Below are 15,943 nucleotides of genomic sequence, written 5' to 3' on the forward strand. Positions count from 1 at the left end.
GAATGCCACGCGGGGTTAAGGGGTTAATACACGCTCCACGACACTCGCGGAGCACCTACTGACAACACTACTTCTACTGCGCCCACTGCTCAGATGCCACTCGGACATCAGGCATGGGGGACCAATGCTTCATACCACTGCACCACCTGCTCAACCGCCTGGTCGACCGACAATGCGGAGGTATCAAGCAGCTTTGCATCCGCTGCGGGCTTGAGCGGCGCGGCCGCGCGCTGGCTGTCACGCTCGTCGCGCTCACGCAAATCCCGGAGCAAGTCATCCATATTAGCAGAAAATCCTTTTTGGATCAATTGCTTATGCCGGCGCGCCGCACGGGCCTCGACGCTGGCGGTCATGAACACCTTCAGCATGGCGTCCTGGAAGATCACCGTGCCCATGTCGCGGCCGTCGGCGACCAGCCCCGGTTCCTTACGGAAAGCCCGCTGACGGGCCACCAGCGCGGTTCGCACGGGCGCGTGCACGGCAATCGCCGAGGCCCGGCTGCCGACTTCTTCGGCGCGAATGTCCGCGGATACGTCCGCGCCGTCGAGCTGTGCCAGCCCCTCGCGAAACGTGATGTGCAGGTCGTCGATCAGCTTTACAAGCGCGTCGACGTCATCCGCTACGATGTTGTAGCGCATGCTGGCCAGCGCGGCGAGCCGGTACAGCGCGCCGCTATCCAGCAAATGGAAGCCAAGATTCGCGGCAACCAGCGCGGCCACGGTGCCTTTGCCCGAGGCGCTGGGGCCGTCGATCGTAATGACGGGCGTTTGGTGAAAGGGACGGATCGGTTTCATCGAAAAAGTCGCACGTCAGTCGATTCAGGAGCGAATCAGGGTTGAGCGAGCGCGGTAAAGCGCTCGAAATAGTCAGGGAACGTCTTGCCGACGCACTTCGGATCGTTGATCCGGATCGGCACGCCGCCCAGGCTCACGAGCGAGAAACACATCGCCATACGGTGATCGTCGTAGGTGTCGATCGAGGCATTCGGAATCAGTTTTTCGGGCGGCGTGACGACAAGGAAATCCTCGCCTTCCTGCACCTTCGCGCCAACCTTGCGCAGCTCGGTGGCCATCGCGGCGATCCGGTCGGTTTCCTTCACACGCCAGCTCGCGATGTTGCGCAGCGTGGTCGTGCCGTCCGCGAACAGCGCGGCGACGGCGATCGTCATCGCGGCGTCCGGAATCAGGTTGAAATCCATGTCGATCGGGTCGAGCTTGCCGTTGTCGTTGCCGACACCGCGCACTTCGATCCAGTCGTCACCCATCTGCAGGTTCGCGCCCATCTTGATGAGCGCATCGGCGAAACCTACGTCGCCCTGGATGCTGGAGCGGCCCACGCCTTCCACCCGCAACGGGCCGCCGCCGAGCGCGCCGGCCGCGAGGAAATATGACGCCGACGACGCGTCGCCTTCCACCATGATCGTGCCCGGCGACTGATAGCGCTGCCCCGCCGGCACGATGAACTGGTGCCATTCATGGCGCTCGACCTTGATGCCGAAACGCTCCATCAGCTTGATCGTGATCTCGATATAGGGCTTCGAGATCAGCTCACCGTCCACCTGTACGGTCGTCACGCCGCTTTCCGTGCGCAACAGCGGCAATGTCATCAGCAGCGACGTCAGGAACTGGCTCGATACGTCGCCGCGCACGCGGATCGGTGTCTCGGCCGTGATTTGCGCCGGGCGAATCCGCAGCGGCGGATAGCCTTCATTCTCTTCGTAGTCGATCTTCGCACCGATCTGCCGCAAACCGTCGACCAGATCGCCGATCGGCCGCTCGTGCATGCGCGGCACACCGTGAACACGATAGTCGCCGCCATTCACTGCGAGCGCCGCGGTCAGAGGACGCACCGCCGTGCCGGCATTGCCGAGGAACAGATCGGCCGTGCGCGCCGTGAACGCGCCGCGTGTGCCGCTCACGAAACAGGTGTCGCCTTCGCGCTTCAGACGTACGCCGAGTTTTTCGAGCGCGTCGAGCATCACGCGGGTGTCGTCGGAGTCGAGCAGATTCGTGATCGTCGTTTCGCCTTCGGCGAGCGCCGCGAGCAGCAGCACGCGATTCGAAATGCTTTTCGAGCCGGGCAAACGAACCGTGCCGGACGCACGAGAAAATGGTCCGAGATCGAGGAATTCCATGATTGAGTCCAGTTCCGGTTATTTCGAGGCGTCGCCGAGGGCGGCCCCCGCACTGCGCTGTTCCTGCCATTCGCTGCGCGCGACGCGCGAGCGCGCGAACACGGCTTCGAGCGCGGCGCCGTCGCCGGCTTCGATCGCCGCGCGCAAGCGCGCGAGCACGGCCGTGTAGGCATCCAGTTCGTCGAGTAGCGCGGCGCGATTCGCCACGCACACATCACGCCACATTTCCGGGCTCGACGCGGCGATACGCGTGAAGTCACGGAAGCCGCCGGCGGCGAATGAGAATTTCAGCGCGGCGTCGGGCGAATTGAGAATCTGCTCGACCAGCGCGAAAGACAAAACGTGCGGCAAATGGCTGACCGATGCGAGCACCTGGTCATGCTGCTCGGGCGTCATCTCCCGCACACAGGCGCCGGTTGCACGCCACATCGCTGCAACGCGTTCGACCGCTTCCGGTGCGTTCTCCCGCAGCGGACACAACACGACATTGCGATTCACGTACAGATCGGGCAACGCCGCATCCGGGCCGCTTGCCTCACGGCCGGCAATCGGATGCCCCGGCACGAACTGGCCGATGCGTGCGCCGAGCGCCGCGCGCGCGGAAGCCACCACGTCGGACTTGGTGCTGCCGGCATCGGTGACGATCGTGGCTGCGTCGAGAAACGGCGCAATACGTTCGAGCAACGGCTGAGTCTGCGCGACAGGTGCGGCAAGCAGCACGAAATCGGCACCGGACAACGCCGCACGCAACGCTGCGTCGTCACCCAACGCCGCAGTTTCATCGACCACACCCAACTCGAGCGCGCGCGCCGTCGACGCGGACGAACGTCCGACACCCACCACGGTTCGCGCGCCTGCCGCCTCACCCCGCTCACGCAGCGCGCGCGCGAGCGATCCGCCGATCAGGCCGACACCGAAAATCACCAGCTTATTAAAAGAAAACGCGGCCACGTCGGTCACTGAAAAAGCGCGCCTTTCATGATTGAGGCGCGCGGGTCAAGGTCAACCGCTTACGCGGTGGCGAGCGTCTTTTCGAGCGCCACAAGGAACGCTTCGTTTTCTTCCGGCAGGCCAATCGTGATGCGCAGCCATTGCGGCAAACCGTAGTTGCCGACCGGACGAACGATCACGCCCTGCTTCAGCAACGCGAGGTTGACGCGATTGCCGGCTGTGTCGTCATTGCCGACGCGCACCAGCACGAAGTTGCCGTCCGACGGCACATACTCGAGGCCGAGTTTGTCGAACGCTTCGGTCAAAAGGCGATAGCCTTGCGCATTCAGGGCCGCGCTCTTTTCCAGAAACGCCTTGTCGTTCAGCGCTGCGATCGCCGCGGCTTGTGCCAGCGTGTTCACGTTGAACGGCTGACGCAGACGGTTCAGCAGATCGGTCAATTCAGGCTGCGCAATTGCGAAGCCGACACGCAGTCCAGCCAGGCCAAACGCCTTCGAGAACGTGCGCGAGACCAGCAGATTCGGATAACGGCGCACCCACGCGATCGAGTCGTAGCGCTTTTCTTCCGGCAGATATTCCGTGTACGCCTCGTCGAGCACGACCACCACGTTGCGCGGCACCTTGTCGAGAAACGCTTCGAGCTTCGCGCCTTCGATAAACGTGCCGGTCGGGTTGTTCGGGTTCGCGACGAACATCACGCGGGTGTCGTCCGTGATCGCGGCGAGCATCGCATCGAGGTCGTGGCCGTACTTGACGGCCGGTACGACGATCGCATTCGCGCCCACGCCTTGCGTGGCGAGCGCGTAGACCGCGAACGAGTATTGCGCGTAGACGATCGACTGGCCCTTCTCGACGAACGCATGCGCGGCAATTTCGAGAATGTCGTTGCTGCCGTTGCCGAGTGTGACCCAGTCGGCCGGCACGCCGTAGCGCTCGCTCAGCGCTGCCTTCAGTTCGAATGCATTCGCGTCCGGATAGCGGCCGAGTTCGCTGGCCGCTTGCGCCATGGCGCGTTGCGCCGACTCCGGCATGCCGAGCGGATTTTCGTTCGACGCGAGCTTCACGATGGTCGCTTCGTCGAGGCCAAACTCGCGGGCTACTTCCGAAATCGGCTTGCCGGCAATGTAAGGCGCGATCGCGCGCACATAGGAAGGACCGAAGGACGTTGTCATGAAAATCTCCGAACGACTAATTAGTAGTAAGTGAACCTGCGACAGGCGCGCCCAGACCGCGTGCGCGCGCCTCGGCCGACATCAACGAGCGCGCGGATACGAGCCAAGTATCTTCAGGAACGCGGCCTTCTGACCGAGTTCGGTGAGTGCGGCGGCAACCGCCGGTTCATCCCGATGGCCTTCGACATCGATATAGAAGTAGTACTCCCACGTGCCGACGCGTGCCGGACGCGACTCGAAACGGGTCATGGATACGCTGTGGCGCGCCAAGGGCTCCAGCAACTTGAACACGGCGCCCGGCTCGTTCGCCACCGAAACGATCAATGACGTCTGGTCGTGCCCGCTGACGCCGGTGCGCTCCTTGCCGATCATCACAAAACGCGTGCGGTTGTGCGGATCGTCCTGGATCAGGGCGTACGCAACTTGCAAACCGTAGTGGGTCGCCGCGCGGTCGCCTGCGATGGCTGCAACCGTCGGATCTTCCGCTGCCATGCGCGCGGCTTCGGCATTGCTCGACACCGCCTGGCGCTCGAGATGCGGCGCGTTGGTCGCAAGCCAGCGCTGACACTGGGCGAGCGCCTGCGCGTGCGCGCACACCCGCGTCACACCAGTGAGGCCGCCGTTCAACGTCAAGAGATTATGGTGAATCGGCAAGGCCAGTTCGCCGCCGATCGTGAGTTGCGTTTGCAACAGCAGATCGAGTGTGCGCGACACCGCGCCCTCGGTCGAATTCTCGACCGGCACGACACCAAATTCGGCGGCGCCTGCTTCGACCGAGCGAAATACTTCGTCGATCGACGGGCACGGCAGCCCTTCGATCGACTGACCAAAGTACTCGTGCATCGCCTGTTCGCTATACGTACCGACCGGACCGAGATACGCGGCCTTGATACTCTTTTCGAGCGCGCGGCTCGCGGCCATGATCTCGCGCCAGATCGCGCTGATATGCTCGCTGGCCAGCGGGCCGTCGCTCATATCCTGCAAGCGCGCGATCACCTGCTGCTCGCGCTCGGGGCGGAACACCGGTGCGTTGAAATGCTTCTTCACCTCGCCCACTTCGAGCGCCACTGCGGCACGCTGATTGAGAAGCGCGATCAGCTGCGCGTCGAGCGCGTCGATGCGTTCGCGAAGGGGTTTGAGTCGGGTATTGAGTTCGTCGTCCATGCGTGAAAACGGCCCTGCCGGTAGCTGCTGCACAAATGCGTGCTGGAAAGGATGCGCGTGCCTGAATATCGAAGACGATCAGGCACTGCGCTGTTCGAATTCCTTCATGTATTCGACAAGCGCTTTGACGCCTTCGAGCGGGACGGCGTTATAAATCGACGCCCGCATGCCGCCGACGGACTTGTGGCCCTTTAGCTGCACCATTCCCCGCGCTTTCGCGCCGGCCAGGAAATCTTCGTTGCGCGACTCGTCGGCGAGGAAAAACGGTACGTTCATCCGCGAACGCGAGCCACGCTCGACCTTGTTCAGATAGAAGCTGCTCGAATCGATCGTGTCGTACAACAGCTTCGATTTCTCGAGGTTACGCGCATCCATCGCGGCAAGGCCGCCCTGCTTCTTCAACCACTTGAATACCAGCCCCGCGATGTAGATCGCGTAAGTGGGCGGCGTGTTGTACATCGAATTGTTTTCGGCGACGGTTTTCCATTCAAACGCCGAAGGGCAAATCGCCTGCGCGCGGTCCAGCATGTCTTCGCGCACGATCACGACAGTCACACCCGCCATGCCAATGTTCTTCTGCGCGCCGCCAAACAGCACGCCATATTTGGCGATGTCCATCGGGCGCGACAGGATGTGCGACGAGGCGTCCGCCACCAGCGGAATATCGCCGAGATCGGGAATCTCGAACGTCTCGACGCCGTGAATCGTTTCGTTGGTGCACAGATGCACGTACGCCGGATCGTCCGACAGCTGCCATTCCGAGCGAGCGGGTGCGCGCGTGAAGCCCTCGGCCGTCTGGCCGCTCGCCGCCAGATGCACCGTGCCGTACTTTTGCGCTTCTTTGAGCGACTTTTGCGACCACGAACCGGTCACGACGAAGTCCGCGCGCGGTTTCGCGCCCATCAGATTCATCGGCACGATTGCGTTTTCGCCCAGGCCGCCGCCTTGCAGGAACAAAATCCGGTGGCTGGCCGGCACCTCCAGCAACTCCCGCAGATCGACGAGCGCTTCTTCGTGGATCGACATGAATTCTTTGCCGCGATGGCTCATTTCCATCACGCTCATGCCACTGCCCTGCCAATCGAGCATCTCGTCGGCTGCCTGACGCAGCACTTCTTCTGGCATGGCAGCTGGGCCGGCGGAGAAATTAAAGAGGCGCATCGTGAGATCCTGGAAGCTGGCGCGAAAAACGAACAGATCGCGCAAAAATCGGCGAAGTTGGCAGCCGCGAAGGCAGCCATTGCAAAGTTTGCGACGCGAAACTCAACAACGCGAGTTGGGCGACATGCATTTCGCAACACGCATTTAGCAACATTTCCGCGCCCAAAAAGAAAATGGCCGCCTGCGCGTGTGCGCAAACGGCCATTATCGCATTGTCACCGCCAACCCGCCAAACCCAGCACGCCATATGGCTCGCCGAGCAGCGGCTAGCGCGATGTCAGCGCAGCCTTTCGACCTTTTGGTTCAACTCGCCGGCTTATTTAGCCAACTCATTTAACCAACTTACTTAGCCGGCTTGACCGAAGCGACTTCCTTGTCAGCCTGGTCGCGCGTCGCCTTGATCGATTGCGGCATGTACTTTTGCATCAAGCCATTCACGACGTCGCGGCCAACCTGGTCTTGCACCTGGATGAACTTGCGGCCGGTCGGGCTCTTGTAGAACGTGGTCAGATCTTTGATTTCCGACGTGCTGTAGTACTTCGCGTAAGCGTCGTACTGAGCTTGCATTGCGTCCTGGCGGAAGCTGTCCGTTGCGAACACCTGGCCCGCGCCGTCAACCAGCTTCGGCACTGCGTTCTTTTGCAGCGTCGGGACGGAAGCCTGCTTCTGCTTGTCCGTCATCGTCTTGTTTTCGCTCAGGGCGTCCGACAGGATAGCCGGAACCAGCTGCTTGGCTTGCATCTGGGCACTGTTGCCGATCGCGCCGACGAGCTTCTGTGCGTCGATTGCGTCCAGCAAGTCCTTGATTGCAGCCTGCTTGGCCGGATCAACCGGTGCAGCGGCAGCAGCCGGAGCCGCCGGGGCCGGGCTCTGAAGCGCTTGAGCCATAGCGAAGGTCGGCACGAGAGCAGCCAGCAACATCAGTTGTTTGAATCGTTTTTGCATCATTACTCCCTAAGAGAAATTAACTTGAACTGCAAGCTGCGCGGGATGCGTATCGGCCCGACACGCCATTGTTCCCTGCGCAGCTTTCAACCAATAACTGAGACTGAAAGCTGCCGACGCGAATCAGGCCGCACCACCGTCTTCACCGCCGTTGTCGCCTTCGGCAGGATCTTCGGTGTCGCCTTCCACATCGATATCTGCTTCCGCCTCAGCAACCTGTTGCAGACCTGAAAGCTTGGTCCCTTCGTCAAGGCTGATGAGTGTAACACCTTGGGTTGCGCGCCCCATTTCGCGGATTTCCGATACGCGCGTACGAATCAGCACGCCCGTATTGGTGATCAGCATGATCTGCGCTTCCTGATCCACCAGCGTGGCGGCGACGACCTTGCCGTTACGCTCCGACGTCTGGATCGCGATCATTCCCTTCGTGCCGCGCCCGTGGCGCGTGTACTCGGTGATCAGCGTGCGTTTGCCGTAGCCGTTTTCGGTTGCGGTCAATACCGACTGCTGCTCGTCGCCGGCCACCAGCAACGCAATCACGCTCTGGCCGTCTTCGAGTTGCATGCCGCGTACGCCACGCGCCTCGCGGCCCATCGGGCGCACATCGTTCTCGTCGAAGCGAACTGCCTTGCCCGAATCCGAGAACAGCATCACGTCGTGCTGGCCGTCTGTAATGGCGGCGCCGATCAGGTAGTCGCCGTCATCCAGACCGACCGCAATAATACCCTTGCGTAACACGCGGCCAAAGGCTTCTAACGGCGTCTTTTTTACAGTTCCTAACGCGGTGCCCATAAAGACGAATTTGTCCGCCGAAAATTCCTTGACCGGCAAGACAACCGTAATTTTCTCGCCATCCTGAAGCGGGAAGATATTGACGATCGGACGGCCGCGCGAGTTCCGCGAACCTTGCGGCACTTCGTAGACCTTCACGCTGTAGACGCGACCACGATTCGAGAAGCACAGAATGTGATCGTGCGTGTTCGCGATGAACAGCGTGTCGATCCAGTCGTCTTCTTTCATCGCCGTGGCCTGTTTGCCGCGACCACCCCGCTTCTGCGCACCGTATTCGGACAGCGGCTGCGATTTCACATAACCCGCGTGCGACATGGTCACGACCATCTCTTGCGGCGTGATCAGGTCTTCGGTGTTCAATTCGGTTGCGTTCAGCTCGATCTTCGAGCGGCGCGCGTCGCCGAATTCGGCTTTGATCGACGTCAATTCCTCGACGATGATCGCCGTAATGCGCTCCGGGCGAGCCAGAATGTCCAGCAGGTCGGCGATTTGCGCCATCACTTCGCGGTACTCGCCGATGATCTTGTCCTGCTCCAGACCCGTCAGGCGTTGCAGACGCATCTGCAAGATTTCCTGAGCCTGGGTGTCGGACAAGCGGTAGAGGCCGTCGGACTGCATACCAAACGACGGATTCAAACCGTCAGGGCGATAAGCCTCACGACCACCGGCCGACGCGTTTTCCGCCTCGGCACGCGACAACATATCGCGTACCAGAGACGAATCCCACGGGCGCGCCATCAATTCCTGCTTGGCGATCGGCGGCGTCGGTGCGGCCTTGATGATCGCGATGAACTCGTCGATGTTGGCGAGCGCGACGGCCAGACCTTCGAGCACGTGACCGCGTTCGCGAGCCTTGCGCAGTTCGTATACAGTGCGCCGCGTCAGCACTTCCCGGCGATGCGACAGGAAGCACGCCAGCATTTCCTTCAGGTTCAGCAGTTTCGGCTGGCCGTCGACCAGCGCGACCATGTTCATGCCGAAGGTGTCCTGAAGCTGGGTGGCTTTATATAGATTGTTGAGAACCACTTCCGGCACTTCGCCGCGCTTCAGCTCGATCACGACGCGCATGCCGCTCTTATCGGATTCGTCGCGAATGTCCGAGATGCCTTCGAGCTTCTTCTCGTTGACCAGTTCGGCGATGCGCTCAAGAAGTGAGCGCTTGTTCACCTGATACGGCAATTCGTCGACGATGATCGACATGCGCTGGCCGCGGTCGATTTCCTCGAAGTGGGTGAGCGCGCGCATCACAACGCGGCCGCGGCCGGTGCGATAGCCGTCGCGAACGCCGGCCACGCCGTAGATGATGCCGGCGGTCGGGAAGTCAGGCGCCGGGATGATCTCGATCAGTTCGTCGATCGTGGCTTCCGGGTTTTTCAGCAGATGCTGACATGCGTCGACAACCTCGTTGAGGTTGTGCGGCGGGATGTTAGTCGCCATGCCGACCGCAATACCGGACGAGCCATTGATCAGCAGATTGGGAATACGCGCCGGCAGGATGGCCGGTTCGTTTTCGCTGCCGTCGTAGTTCGGCGTGAAGTCGACGGTTTCCTTGTCGATATCGGCCAGCAGCTCGTGGCCGATCTTCGCCATGCGGATTTCGGTGTACCGCATTGCCGCGGCGTTGTCGCCGTCGACCGAACCGAAGTTGCCCTGACCGTCCACCAGCATGTAGCGCAGCGAGAAGTTCTGCGCCATCCGGACGATGGTGTCGTAAACAGCCGTGTCGCCGTGCGGGTGATATTTACCGATGACGTCGCCGACAATACGCGCCGACTTCTTGTACGCCCGGTTCCAGTCGTTGTTCAGTTCGTGCATCGCGTACAGCACGCGCCGGTGCACCGGCTTCAGGCCATCGCGAACATCGGGAAGCGCACGCCCCACGATCACGCTCATCGCGTAATCGAGATACGAACGGCGCATTTCCTCCTCTAGGGAGATTGGCAGAGTCTCTTTGGCGAATTGATCCATTATCCGTATCTTTTACGTGCCAAGGCGACGGCGTGAAGCTGACCTCACCTCGCCGCGCCTTCGCGTAAGCATTGCAGGCGCAACGCATCACGCGATTCTAACATGCCGCGCATCCGCCCCCGACTGGGGTACGTATACCTATTAGCAGATGAGCGGGAACGGCGCCTGAACGCCCCATGATCAAGTCGGGGCAGGCTCGATTTGTGCGTGGGGCAATTCGCCGCTCAGCCATGACTGGCGGCGCCTACAGCGGATTGCTTCTGTTGCGCATGCACCACAATTGGAGGGTGATTTGATCGGGGGCAGATTTTTTTATCGTTGGAAGGGAACGATATGGCAAAATGCCAACGCACAAAGAGTTAGACACTGCTCGAAGTCTACACAGCACGTTTTTTGTTCTACACCGATGTTATACTTCGAGCAATGTATGACTTGTCTTCGTCAACAGGCTCGCAGTAAACCTGCGGTAATCTCAATTTCGAGAGGAGAAATATGAATAAACTTTCAAAGCTCGCGTTCATTGCAGCTACCGCAGTTATGGCTGCATCCGCTATGGCGCAATCGGTGCCGGCGTCGCGACAAGCTACGAACGACAACTGGGTGAATGGTACCGGCGAATACGTGTGGATGAACGGCACGAACGAGCTTTGCTGGCGCGATGCATTCTGGACGCCGGCAACGGCCAACGCTAAGTGCGATGGCGCCCTGGTTGCCCAGGCTCCGACCCCGCCGGCTCCGGTCGCACCTGCACCGGCTATTACGAGCCAAAAGATTACGTATCAAGCTGACGCTCTGTTCGACTTTGACAAGGCTATCCTGAAGCCGGCTGGCAAGGAAAAGCTGGACGATCTGGCATCGAAGGTTGGTTCGCTGAACCTGGAAGTCATCGTTGCAACGGGTTACACGGACCGCATCGGTTCGGACAAGTACAACGACCGTCTGTCGCTGCGCCGCGCTCAAGCTGTGAAGTCGTACCTCGTCAGCAAGGGCATCGAATCCAACCGTATCTATACGGAAGGCAAGGGCAAGCGCAACCCGGTCACGACCGGCTGCAACCAGAAGAACCACAAGCAACTCGTCGCCTGCCTCGCACCGGATCGTCGCGTGGAAGTCGAAGTTGTCGGTACTTCGAAGCAGTAAGCTACAAATTACCGCAGTATCAAAGCCCCGCTTCGGCGGGGCTTTTTTTATGCCGCAGCTGCGGGCGCCGCTCGCCTTCTCCTCCGAGTACGCGCCCGACCTGCCGGAACAGGACGCGTCGCCACCGCGCGGCATTTTGCCGCCCTGTCGCCCGGCCTATATACTCAGGGTTTATCCTCGAGCGCCCGCCCAACGCTCTCATCGAGGCAGCTTCCGCTATGACCAACGCCGATCCCCACGAACTGCAGAAATTTAGCGACCTCGCGCATCGTTGGTGGGACCCGAATGCCGAATTCAAACCGCTGCATGAACTCAACCCGATTCGCTTGAGCTGGATCGACGCACATGCGCATCTCGCCGGCAAAACCGTGTTGGATATCGGCTGCGGCGGCGGCATTCTGTCGGAGTCGATGGCGGGATTGGGAGCGCATGTGAGGGGAATCGACCTGTCGACGCAGGCGCTCGGCGTGGCAGATCTTCACAGCCTTGAAAGTGGTGTAACCGTCAGTTACGAAGAAATCGCCGCCGAAGCACTGGCCGCCCGCGAACCGGGCACTTACGACGTCGTCACCTGCATGGAAATGCTCGAGCACGTGCCCCAACCAGCTGCCATTGTCGAAGCATGCAAGACACTCGTGAAACCCGGCGGCTGGGTGTTTTTCTCCACGCTGAACCGCAATGTGAAGTCGTATCTGTTCGCGGTGATCGGCGCCGAATATATCGCGCGGATGCTGCCCAAGGGTACGCATGACTACGCGCGCTTCATCCGTCCGTCGGAATTGGCGAGCTTCGTACGCGCCGCCGGCCTACGTACGGTCGAGATCAAAGGTATCGTTTACAACCCGCTCAGCAAGCATTTCACGCTCTCCTCCGACACGAGCGTGAACTACATGCTCGCCTGCCGCCGCGACGTCTGATCCGCCCCGACCTGCCCGGACTCAATCCAATCAATGAGCGATCCCACGCCCCTGCCCCAACGCGAAGACATCGACGACGCGCTCGGTCTTTGCCAGGCTATCCTGTTCGACCTCGACGGCACGCTGGCCGACACCGCGCCCGACCTGGCGGCCGCCGTCAACAAAATGCGCCATGATCGCAGCCTCGAGATGGTGCCGCTCGAAGACCTGCGGCCGCTCGCGTCAGCCGGCGCACGCGGGCTGATCGGCGGGGCCTTCGGCATCGGCCCTGAGGATCACGAGTTCGCGTCGATGCGCGAGGAGTTTCTCGCCAACTACGAAGCGGACTTGTGCATCGAGACCACGCTGTTTCCCGGCATCCCCGAATTGCTCGACGATCTCGATGCACGGGGCGTGCGCTGGGGCATCGTGACAAACAAGGTGGCAAGGCTCACCGAGCCGCTGATCGCGCAACTCGGCCTCGAAGAGCGTGCCGGCTGCGTGGTGAGCGGCGACACGACCCCGCATTCGAAGCCGCACCCCGCGCCCCTGTTGCACGCCGCGCGTGAGCTGGATGTGGTGCCGGAGCGCATCGTCTACGTTGGCGACGACCTGCGCGACGTCCAGGCGGGTTTCGCGGCCGGCATGAAGACCATCGCGGCCGCCTACGGTTACTGCGGCAACGACATTCCTCCGACGCAATGGCATGCGCAGCATGTCGTGCACTCGCCCGCAGAATTGCAGAAGCTGCTGCGCGACATCGGGTGAACTGCTGATGCATATAGCGAGCACCGTAGAAACGGCACTCGCAATGCATCGCGGCGTCGTGCCGCTTCGCATCGACAGTGCACCAACACGGTCGGACATCAAGCCAATCAGCCAGGACGTGGCCGTCAAACTATTGTAAAATCTCTGTTCGGCCCAAACATTTTGGGCAACGAACCGCGGGGGCGACCTGGTTTCGACAGGGGTTGCGAAGCGGCTAGGGCATACCGAGGACCCGTCACCTCGTTAATCAATGGGAAAACGTAACTGCAAACGACGAAACGTTCGCACTGGCAGCCTAAGGGCCGCCGTCCTCTGCCTAGTTCACTGACGGGCTAGAGTCGCAAGACCGGTAGCAATACCGACAGAGGTCATATACGTCAGTTAAGTCTTGGCGGCGTCACGACGCCAAGGTCGAAAATCTAGTGAATCGCCGTCACGCAGCGTGTTCGTCCGCGTCGTGGTGGTTAGATCAAATGACAGAACTAAGTATGTAGAACTAGTCGTAGAGTGCTTCTGGACGCGGGTTCGATTCCCGCCGCCTCCACCAGAACATCGCTTTAAGCTGCACTTTCATGCTGCACCATCAAGACTCACTCAAAACCCGTAAGCGGCCTGCTGCTTGCGGGTTTTTTGTTGGCTACCTATAAAACAGAAGGCCCGCTCATCGAGCGGGCCTTTTTGCTGGCGCATATCAAAGCTGCGTGAAGCCAAGGGAATAAACGCATCCGTCCAATCGTTTATTCCGCACGCACGACCGCACACTGCGTTCCGCGCGAGACCAACATCAAAATCAGGAGCCGACATCATGCGCAAGACTCTCTTCTGCCTCTCCACGCTGACTCTCCTCGCATTGCAACAGACCGCTTTTGCCGAAGCCCCGAAGACTGTGGACGGCCGCTTCGTCACCACGGACGGCATGACGCTCTATACCTTCGACAAAGACACCACGCCCGGCATGAGCGCCTGCACCGGCGGCTGCATGAGCAACTGGCCGGCGGCCATGGCGAGCTCGTCGGACAAGCCGTCAGGCGACTGGACCGTGATTCCGTCGGCCGACGGCAAACAGCAATGGGCTTATAAAGGCCATCCGCTGTATCGCTACGCTGCCGACAAGCAAGCGGGCGACATGAAGGGGGATGGCTTCAAGGACATGTGGCACACGGCGAAGCCATAACCGCTCGCCGCTGAACGATGGGCCAGAACCGAGAGACCTTATAAAAATCACTCAAACGAAAAACGCCGGCAGTAAGCCGGCGTCTTAAACGGACACAAAAGCAGAACACAAAAAGCGGAACACGAAAGCGCTGATTCGCGCGCCTCGCTTATTCGTCTTTAGGACACTGCAAATTACACCCGTTCGGATCGCCATTGTCGCCACGCTTGCGCATGGATGACTTTTTGTTGGACTGGTATTTGTCCGAGGGCGCGGACGCCGCAAACGGCATCTGCGGATGCTCGGCAAGACGGAACTGATCTTGCAGGATACCGCCCGGCACACCCGGCGAATTCTGTGCGAAAGCAACCGAAGCGGTGGCGAGAAGCACCCCGGCCGTCGCTGCCGCAGCACATGCGTGTAGAAGAACTTTCATATCGGTTCAGCGCGCCATAGCGCGCGGTTAAGGCGTAAGCGGAAGGATAGAGATTATCCCAAACAAACGCCCCCCGCAGCGGCGACGCAACCAATTTGTTTACAGTTGCTTACGCCGCGCTCGGACCAAGTCCCGCATCGAGATCGAGCAGCTTGCCGCAGTCGCGTGGATCGTAACCTTCGAGCTGTTCGACGCCATGCCGAAACGCCGCGCCGCGCAGCAAGCCGATCACCGTTGCGAGCGGCGCGCGCTCCAGCCGGGCGCGGTCGCAGGCGAAGTAATAGTCTTCGTCGACGATCGGAATGAAGTCGAGCCCGAAATGATGCGCAGCCGGCTCGACGCCAAAACCCACATCCGCCATGCCGCTCGCCACGAATGCCGCGATCGCCGAATGCGTGAGTTCCGCCGACGCATAGCCGTTGACCCGATCCGGATCGACTCCGACTTTTCGTAGCGCGAGATCCAGCAGCATGCGCGTACCGGAACCGGGCTGACGATTGACGAAGCGAATGTCGTCGCGCGCGAGATCGCTCAGGCCGCCGATTCCCTTTGGATTCCCCTTGCCGAGAAAAAGGCCCTGTTTGCGCTTCGTCAGATGCACGAGCACATGACGCTGCGGATCGAGCCAGCGTCGATACGTATCCGCGCAGGCCGCGCGAAACTCGCCCAGCGGTAAGTGAAAGCCGGCCAGATCACATTCGCCACGGGCGAGCGCGCTAACCGCGTCGGCGCTGTCGCGGTATTTGATATCGACCGGCAGGTCGTTCGCGACCAGCGCCGTCACCAGCGCCGCCACGGCGTAACCGTGCGACGCGTAGATCCGGACGTCGTCGGCGGCCGGCGCGAGCCAACGGTTCAATTCGCTGGCGACTTCGCTCGCCAGCGCCTGCATGTTGCCGTCGAGCCGCTCGCCGCACAGACGCTGCGCGCGCAGCACGGCCTGACCGAGCTCGGACAGCACCGAGCCGCGCCCACGCTCCTTCGCGATCAGCGGACCACCCAAACGCTCCTCGATGCTGCGCAACAAACCCCACGCGTGACGGTAGGACAAACCCTTAAGCGTCGCCGCCTGCGCGATGCTGCCGGACTCGTCCACCAGTGCGAGCAGCGGCACGACGTCCGACAGGCTTGCCTCACGGCCATCCGGGCCCTTCACAACCAGCTGCGCCTGGCACTCGATCCTGATCATATATGTTCAACTCTTTCCTATTGCACGAGGCGTATCACCCGCCTATTGTTCGGCTATCCCATACCGAATATACG

The 15,943-nt window shown here is 61.0% G+C and carries 15 protein-coding genes and 1 other RNA gene; 5 read left to right on the forward strand and 11 right to left on the reverse strand.

All coding sequences use genetic code 11. The features are described from left to right. Nucleotides 1–107: 107 nt before the first annotated feature. The 8 genes from cmk to gyrA form a co-directional block, all read right to left on the reverse strand. Nucleotides 108–794 (reverse strand): (d)CMP kinase, encoded by a 687-nt coding sequence (gene cmk, locus PQQ86_RS14745; protein WP_408267979.1) that lies wholly within the window; start codon nucleotides 792–794, stop codon nucleotides 108–110. A 35-nt stretch (nucleotides 795–829) separates the two neighbouring features. Next, a complete protein-coding gene (gene aroA / locus PQQ86_RS14750) occupies nucleotides 830–2,134 on the reverse strand; it encodes a 3-phosphoshikimate 1-carboxyvinyltransferase (RefSeq protein ID WP_408267982.1) in 1,305 nt (434 codons plus the stop codon). An 18-nt stretch (nucleotides 2,135–2,152) separates the two neighbouring features. Further along, on the reverse strand, nucleotides 2,153–3,094 hold the full coding sequence (locus PQQ86_RS14755) for a prephenate dehydrogenase (protein ID WP_408267984.1): 942 nt from the start codon (nucleotides 3,092–3,094) through the stop codon (nucleotides 2,153–2,155). 50 nt (nucleotides 3,095–3,144) lie between these two features. Then, complete coding sequence (hisC, locus tag PQQ86_RS14760; RefSeq protein WP_408267987.1) at nucleotides 3,145–4,257, reverse strand: histidinol-phosphate transaminase; 1,113 nt, start codon at nucleotides 4,255–4,257, stop codon at nucleotides 3,145–3,147. Between the two features lie 81 nt (nucleotides 4,258–4,338). Continuing rightward, nucleotides 4,339–5,421, reverse strand: a complete 1,083-nt coding sequence (pheA, locus tag PQQ86_RS14765; protein ID WP_097393415.1) for a prephenate dehydratase — start codon at nucleotides 5,419–5,421, stop codon at nucleotides 4,339–4,341. A 78-nt stretch (nucleotides 5,422–5,499) separates the two neighbouring features. Next, nucleotides 5,500–6,582 (reverse strand): 3-phosphoserine/phosphohydroxythreonine transaminase, encoded by a 1,083-nt coding sequence (gene serC / locus PQQ86_RS14770; protein WP_408267990.1) that lies wholly within the window; start codon nucleotides 6,580–6,582, stop codon nucleotides 5,500–5,502. A gap of 342 nt (nucleotides 6,583–6,924) precedes the next feature. Beyond that, on the reverse strand, nucleotides 6,925–7,527 hold the full coding sequence (locus PQQ86_RS14775; RefSeq protein WP_007180881.1) for a DUF2059 domain-containing protein: 603 nt from the start codon (nucleotides 7,525–7,527) through the stop codon (nucleotides 6,925–6,927). 123 nt (nucleotides 7,528–7,650) lie between these two features. Next, on the reverse strand, nucleotides 7,651–10,287 hold the full coding sequence (gene gyrA / locus PQQ86_RS14780; protein ID WP_459252426.1) for a DNA gyrase subunit A: 2,637 nt from the start codon (nucleotides 10,285–10,287) through the stop codon (nucleotides 7,651–7,653). 492 nt (nucleotides 10,288–10,779) lie between these two features. Here gyrA and ompA point away from each other — a divergent pair, with 492 nt between their 5' ends. From ompA to ssrA, 4 genes are all read left to right on the forward strand, one after another. Then, nucleotides 10,780–11,427, forward strand: a complete 648-nt coding sequence (ompA, locus tag PQQ86_RS14785; RefSeq protein ID WP_054037229.1) for an outer membrane protein OmpA — start codon at nucleotides 10,780–10,782, stop codon at nucleotides 11,425–11,427. Nucleotides 11,428–11,645: 218 nt separating this feature from the next. Continuing rightward, nucleotides 11,646–12,344: a bifunctional 2-polyprenyl-6-hydroxyphenol methylase/3-demethylubiquinol 3-O-methyltransferase UbiG gene (gene ubiG / locus PQQ86_RS14790; protein ID WP_408267995.1), complete on the forward strand. Its 699-nt coding sequence runs from the start codon at nucleotides 11,646–11,648 to the stop codon at nucleotides 12,342–12,344. A gap of 33 nt (nucleotides 12,345–12,377) precedes the next feature. Further along, nucleotides 12,378–13,091, forward strand: a complete 714-nt coding sequence (locus PQQ86_RS14795) for an HAD family hydrolase (RefSeq protein WP_408267997.1) — start codon at nucleotides 12,378–12,380, stop codon at nucleotides 13,089–13,091. A 178-nt stretch (nucleotides 13,092–13,269) separates the two neighbouring features. Then, nucleotides 13,270–13,638, forward strand: a transfer-messenger RNA (tmRNA) gene (ssrA, locus tag PQQ86_RS14800). Between the two features lie 47 nt (nucleotides 13,639–13,685). Here ssrA and PQQ86_RS14805 read toward each other — a convergent pair. Beyond that, entirely contained in the window at nucleotides 13,686–13,898 is a 213-nt protein-coding gene (locus PQQ86_RS14805; protein ID WP_408268000.1) for a hypothetical protein, read from the reverse strand. Between PQQ86_RS14805 and PQQ86_RS14810 the strand changes: the two genes are divergently transcribed. Then, complete coding sequence (locus PQQ86_RS14810; RefSeq protein WP_408268003.1) at nucleotides 13,897–14,265, forward strand: COG4315 family predicted lipoprotein; 369 nt, start codon at nucleotides 13,897–13,899, stop codon at nucleotides 14,263–14,265. The two genes, PQQ86_RS14805 and PQQ86_RS14810, sit on opposite strands and share 2 nt — an antisense overlap. A 148-nt stretch (nucleotides 14,266–14,413) precedes the next feature. Here PQQ86_RS14810 and PQQ86_RS14815 read toward each other — a convergent pair whose 3' ends face one another. Both PQQ86_RS14815 and PQQ86_RS14820 read right to left on the reverse strand, forming a co-directional pair. Further along, a complete protein-coding gene (locus PQQ86_RS14815; RefSeq protein WP_408268005.1) occupies nucleotides 14,414–14,680 on the reverse strand; it encodes a hypothetical protein in 267 nt (88 codons plus the stop codon). Between the two features lie 109 nt (nucleotides 14,681–14,789). Continuing rightward, nucleotides 14,790–15,869 carry a substrate-binding domain-containing protein gene (locus PQQ86_RS14820; RefSeq protein WP_408268008.1) on the reverse strand — a complete coding sequence of 360 codons (1,080 nt, stop codon included), beginning with the start codon at nucleotides 15,867–15,869 and terminating at the stop codon, nucleotides 14,790–14,792. Nucleotides 15,870–15,943: the final 74 nt, after the last annotated feature.

The organism is Paraburkholderia sediminicola (assembly GCF_046026675.1).
Taxonomy (GTDB): domain Bacteria; phylum Pseudomonadota; class Gammaproteobacteria; order Burkholderiales; family Burkholderiaceae; genus Paraburkholderia; species Paraburkholderia sediminicola_F.

What these genes read in the sequence shown, in the direction of transcription:
- gyrA (WP_459252426.1), bottom strand. Translation starts at nt 10,287, where the DNA reads ATGGATCAATTCGCCAAAGAGACTCTGCCAATCTCCCTAGAGGAGGAA.
- pheA (WP_097393415.1), bottom strand. Translation starts at nt 5,421, where the DNA reads ATGGACGACGAACTCAATACCCGACTCAAACCCCTTCGCGAACGCATC.
- PQQ86_RS14795 (WP_408267997.1), top strand. Translation starts at nt 12,378, where the DNA reads ATGAGCGATCCCACGCCCCTGCCCCAACGCGAAGACATCGACGACGCG.
- PQQ86_RS14775 (WP_007180881.1), bottom strand. Translation starts at nt 7,527, where the DNA reads ATGCAAAAACGATTCAAACAACTGATGTTGCTGGCTGCTCTCGTGCCG.
- serC (WP_408267990.1), bottom strand. Translation starts at nt 6,582, where the DNA reads ATGCGCCTCTTTAATTTCTCCGCCGGCCCAGCTGCCATGCCAGAAGAA.
- aroA (WP_408267982.1), bottom strand. Translation starts at nt 2,134, where the DNA reads ATGGAATTCCTCGATCTCGGACCATTTTCTCGTGCGTCCGGCACGGTT.
- PQQ86_RS14820 (WP_408268008.1), bottom strand. Translation starts at nt 15,869, where the DNA reads ATGATCAGGATCGAGTGCCAGGCGCAGCTGGTTGTGAAGGGCCCGGAT.
- ubiG (WP_408267995.1), top strand. Translation starts at nt 11,646, where the DNA reads ATGACCAACGCCGATCCCCACGAACTGCAGAAATTTAGCGACCTCGCG.
- cmk (WP_408267979.1), bottom strand. Translation starts at nt 794, where the DNA reads ATGAAACCGATCCGTCCCTTTCACCAAACGCCCGTCATTACGATCGAC.
- PQQ86_RS14815 (WP_408268005.1), bottom strand. Translation starts at nt 14,680, where the DNA reads ATGAAAGTTCTTCTACACGCATGTGCTGCGGCAGCGACGGCCGGGGTG.
- ompA (WP_054037229.1), top strand. Translation starts at nt 10,780, where the DNA reads ATGAATAAACTTTCAAAGCTCGCGTTCATTGCAGCTACCGCAGTTATG.
- hisC (WP_408267987.1), bottom strand. Translation starts at nt 4,257, where the DNA reads ATGACAACGTCCTTCGGTCCTTCCTATGTGCGCGCGATCGCGCCTTAC.
- PQQ86_RS14805 (WP_408268000.1), bottom strand. Translation starts at nt 13,898, where the DNA reads ATGATGTCGGCTCCTGATTTTGATGTTGGTCTCGCGCGGAACGCAGTG.
- PQQ86_RS14810 (WP_408268003.1), top strand. Translation starts at nt 13,897, where the DNA reads ATGCGCAAGACTCTCTTCTGCCTCTCCACGCTGACTCTCCTCGCATTG.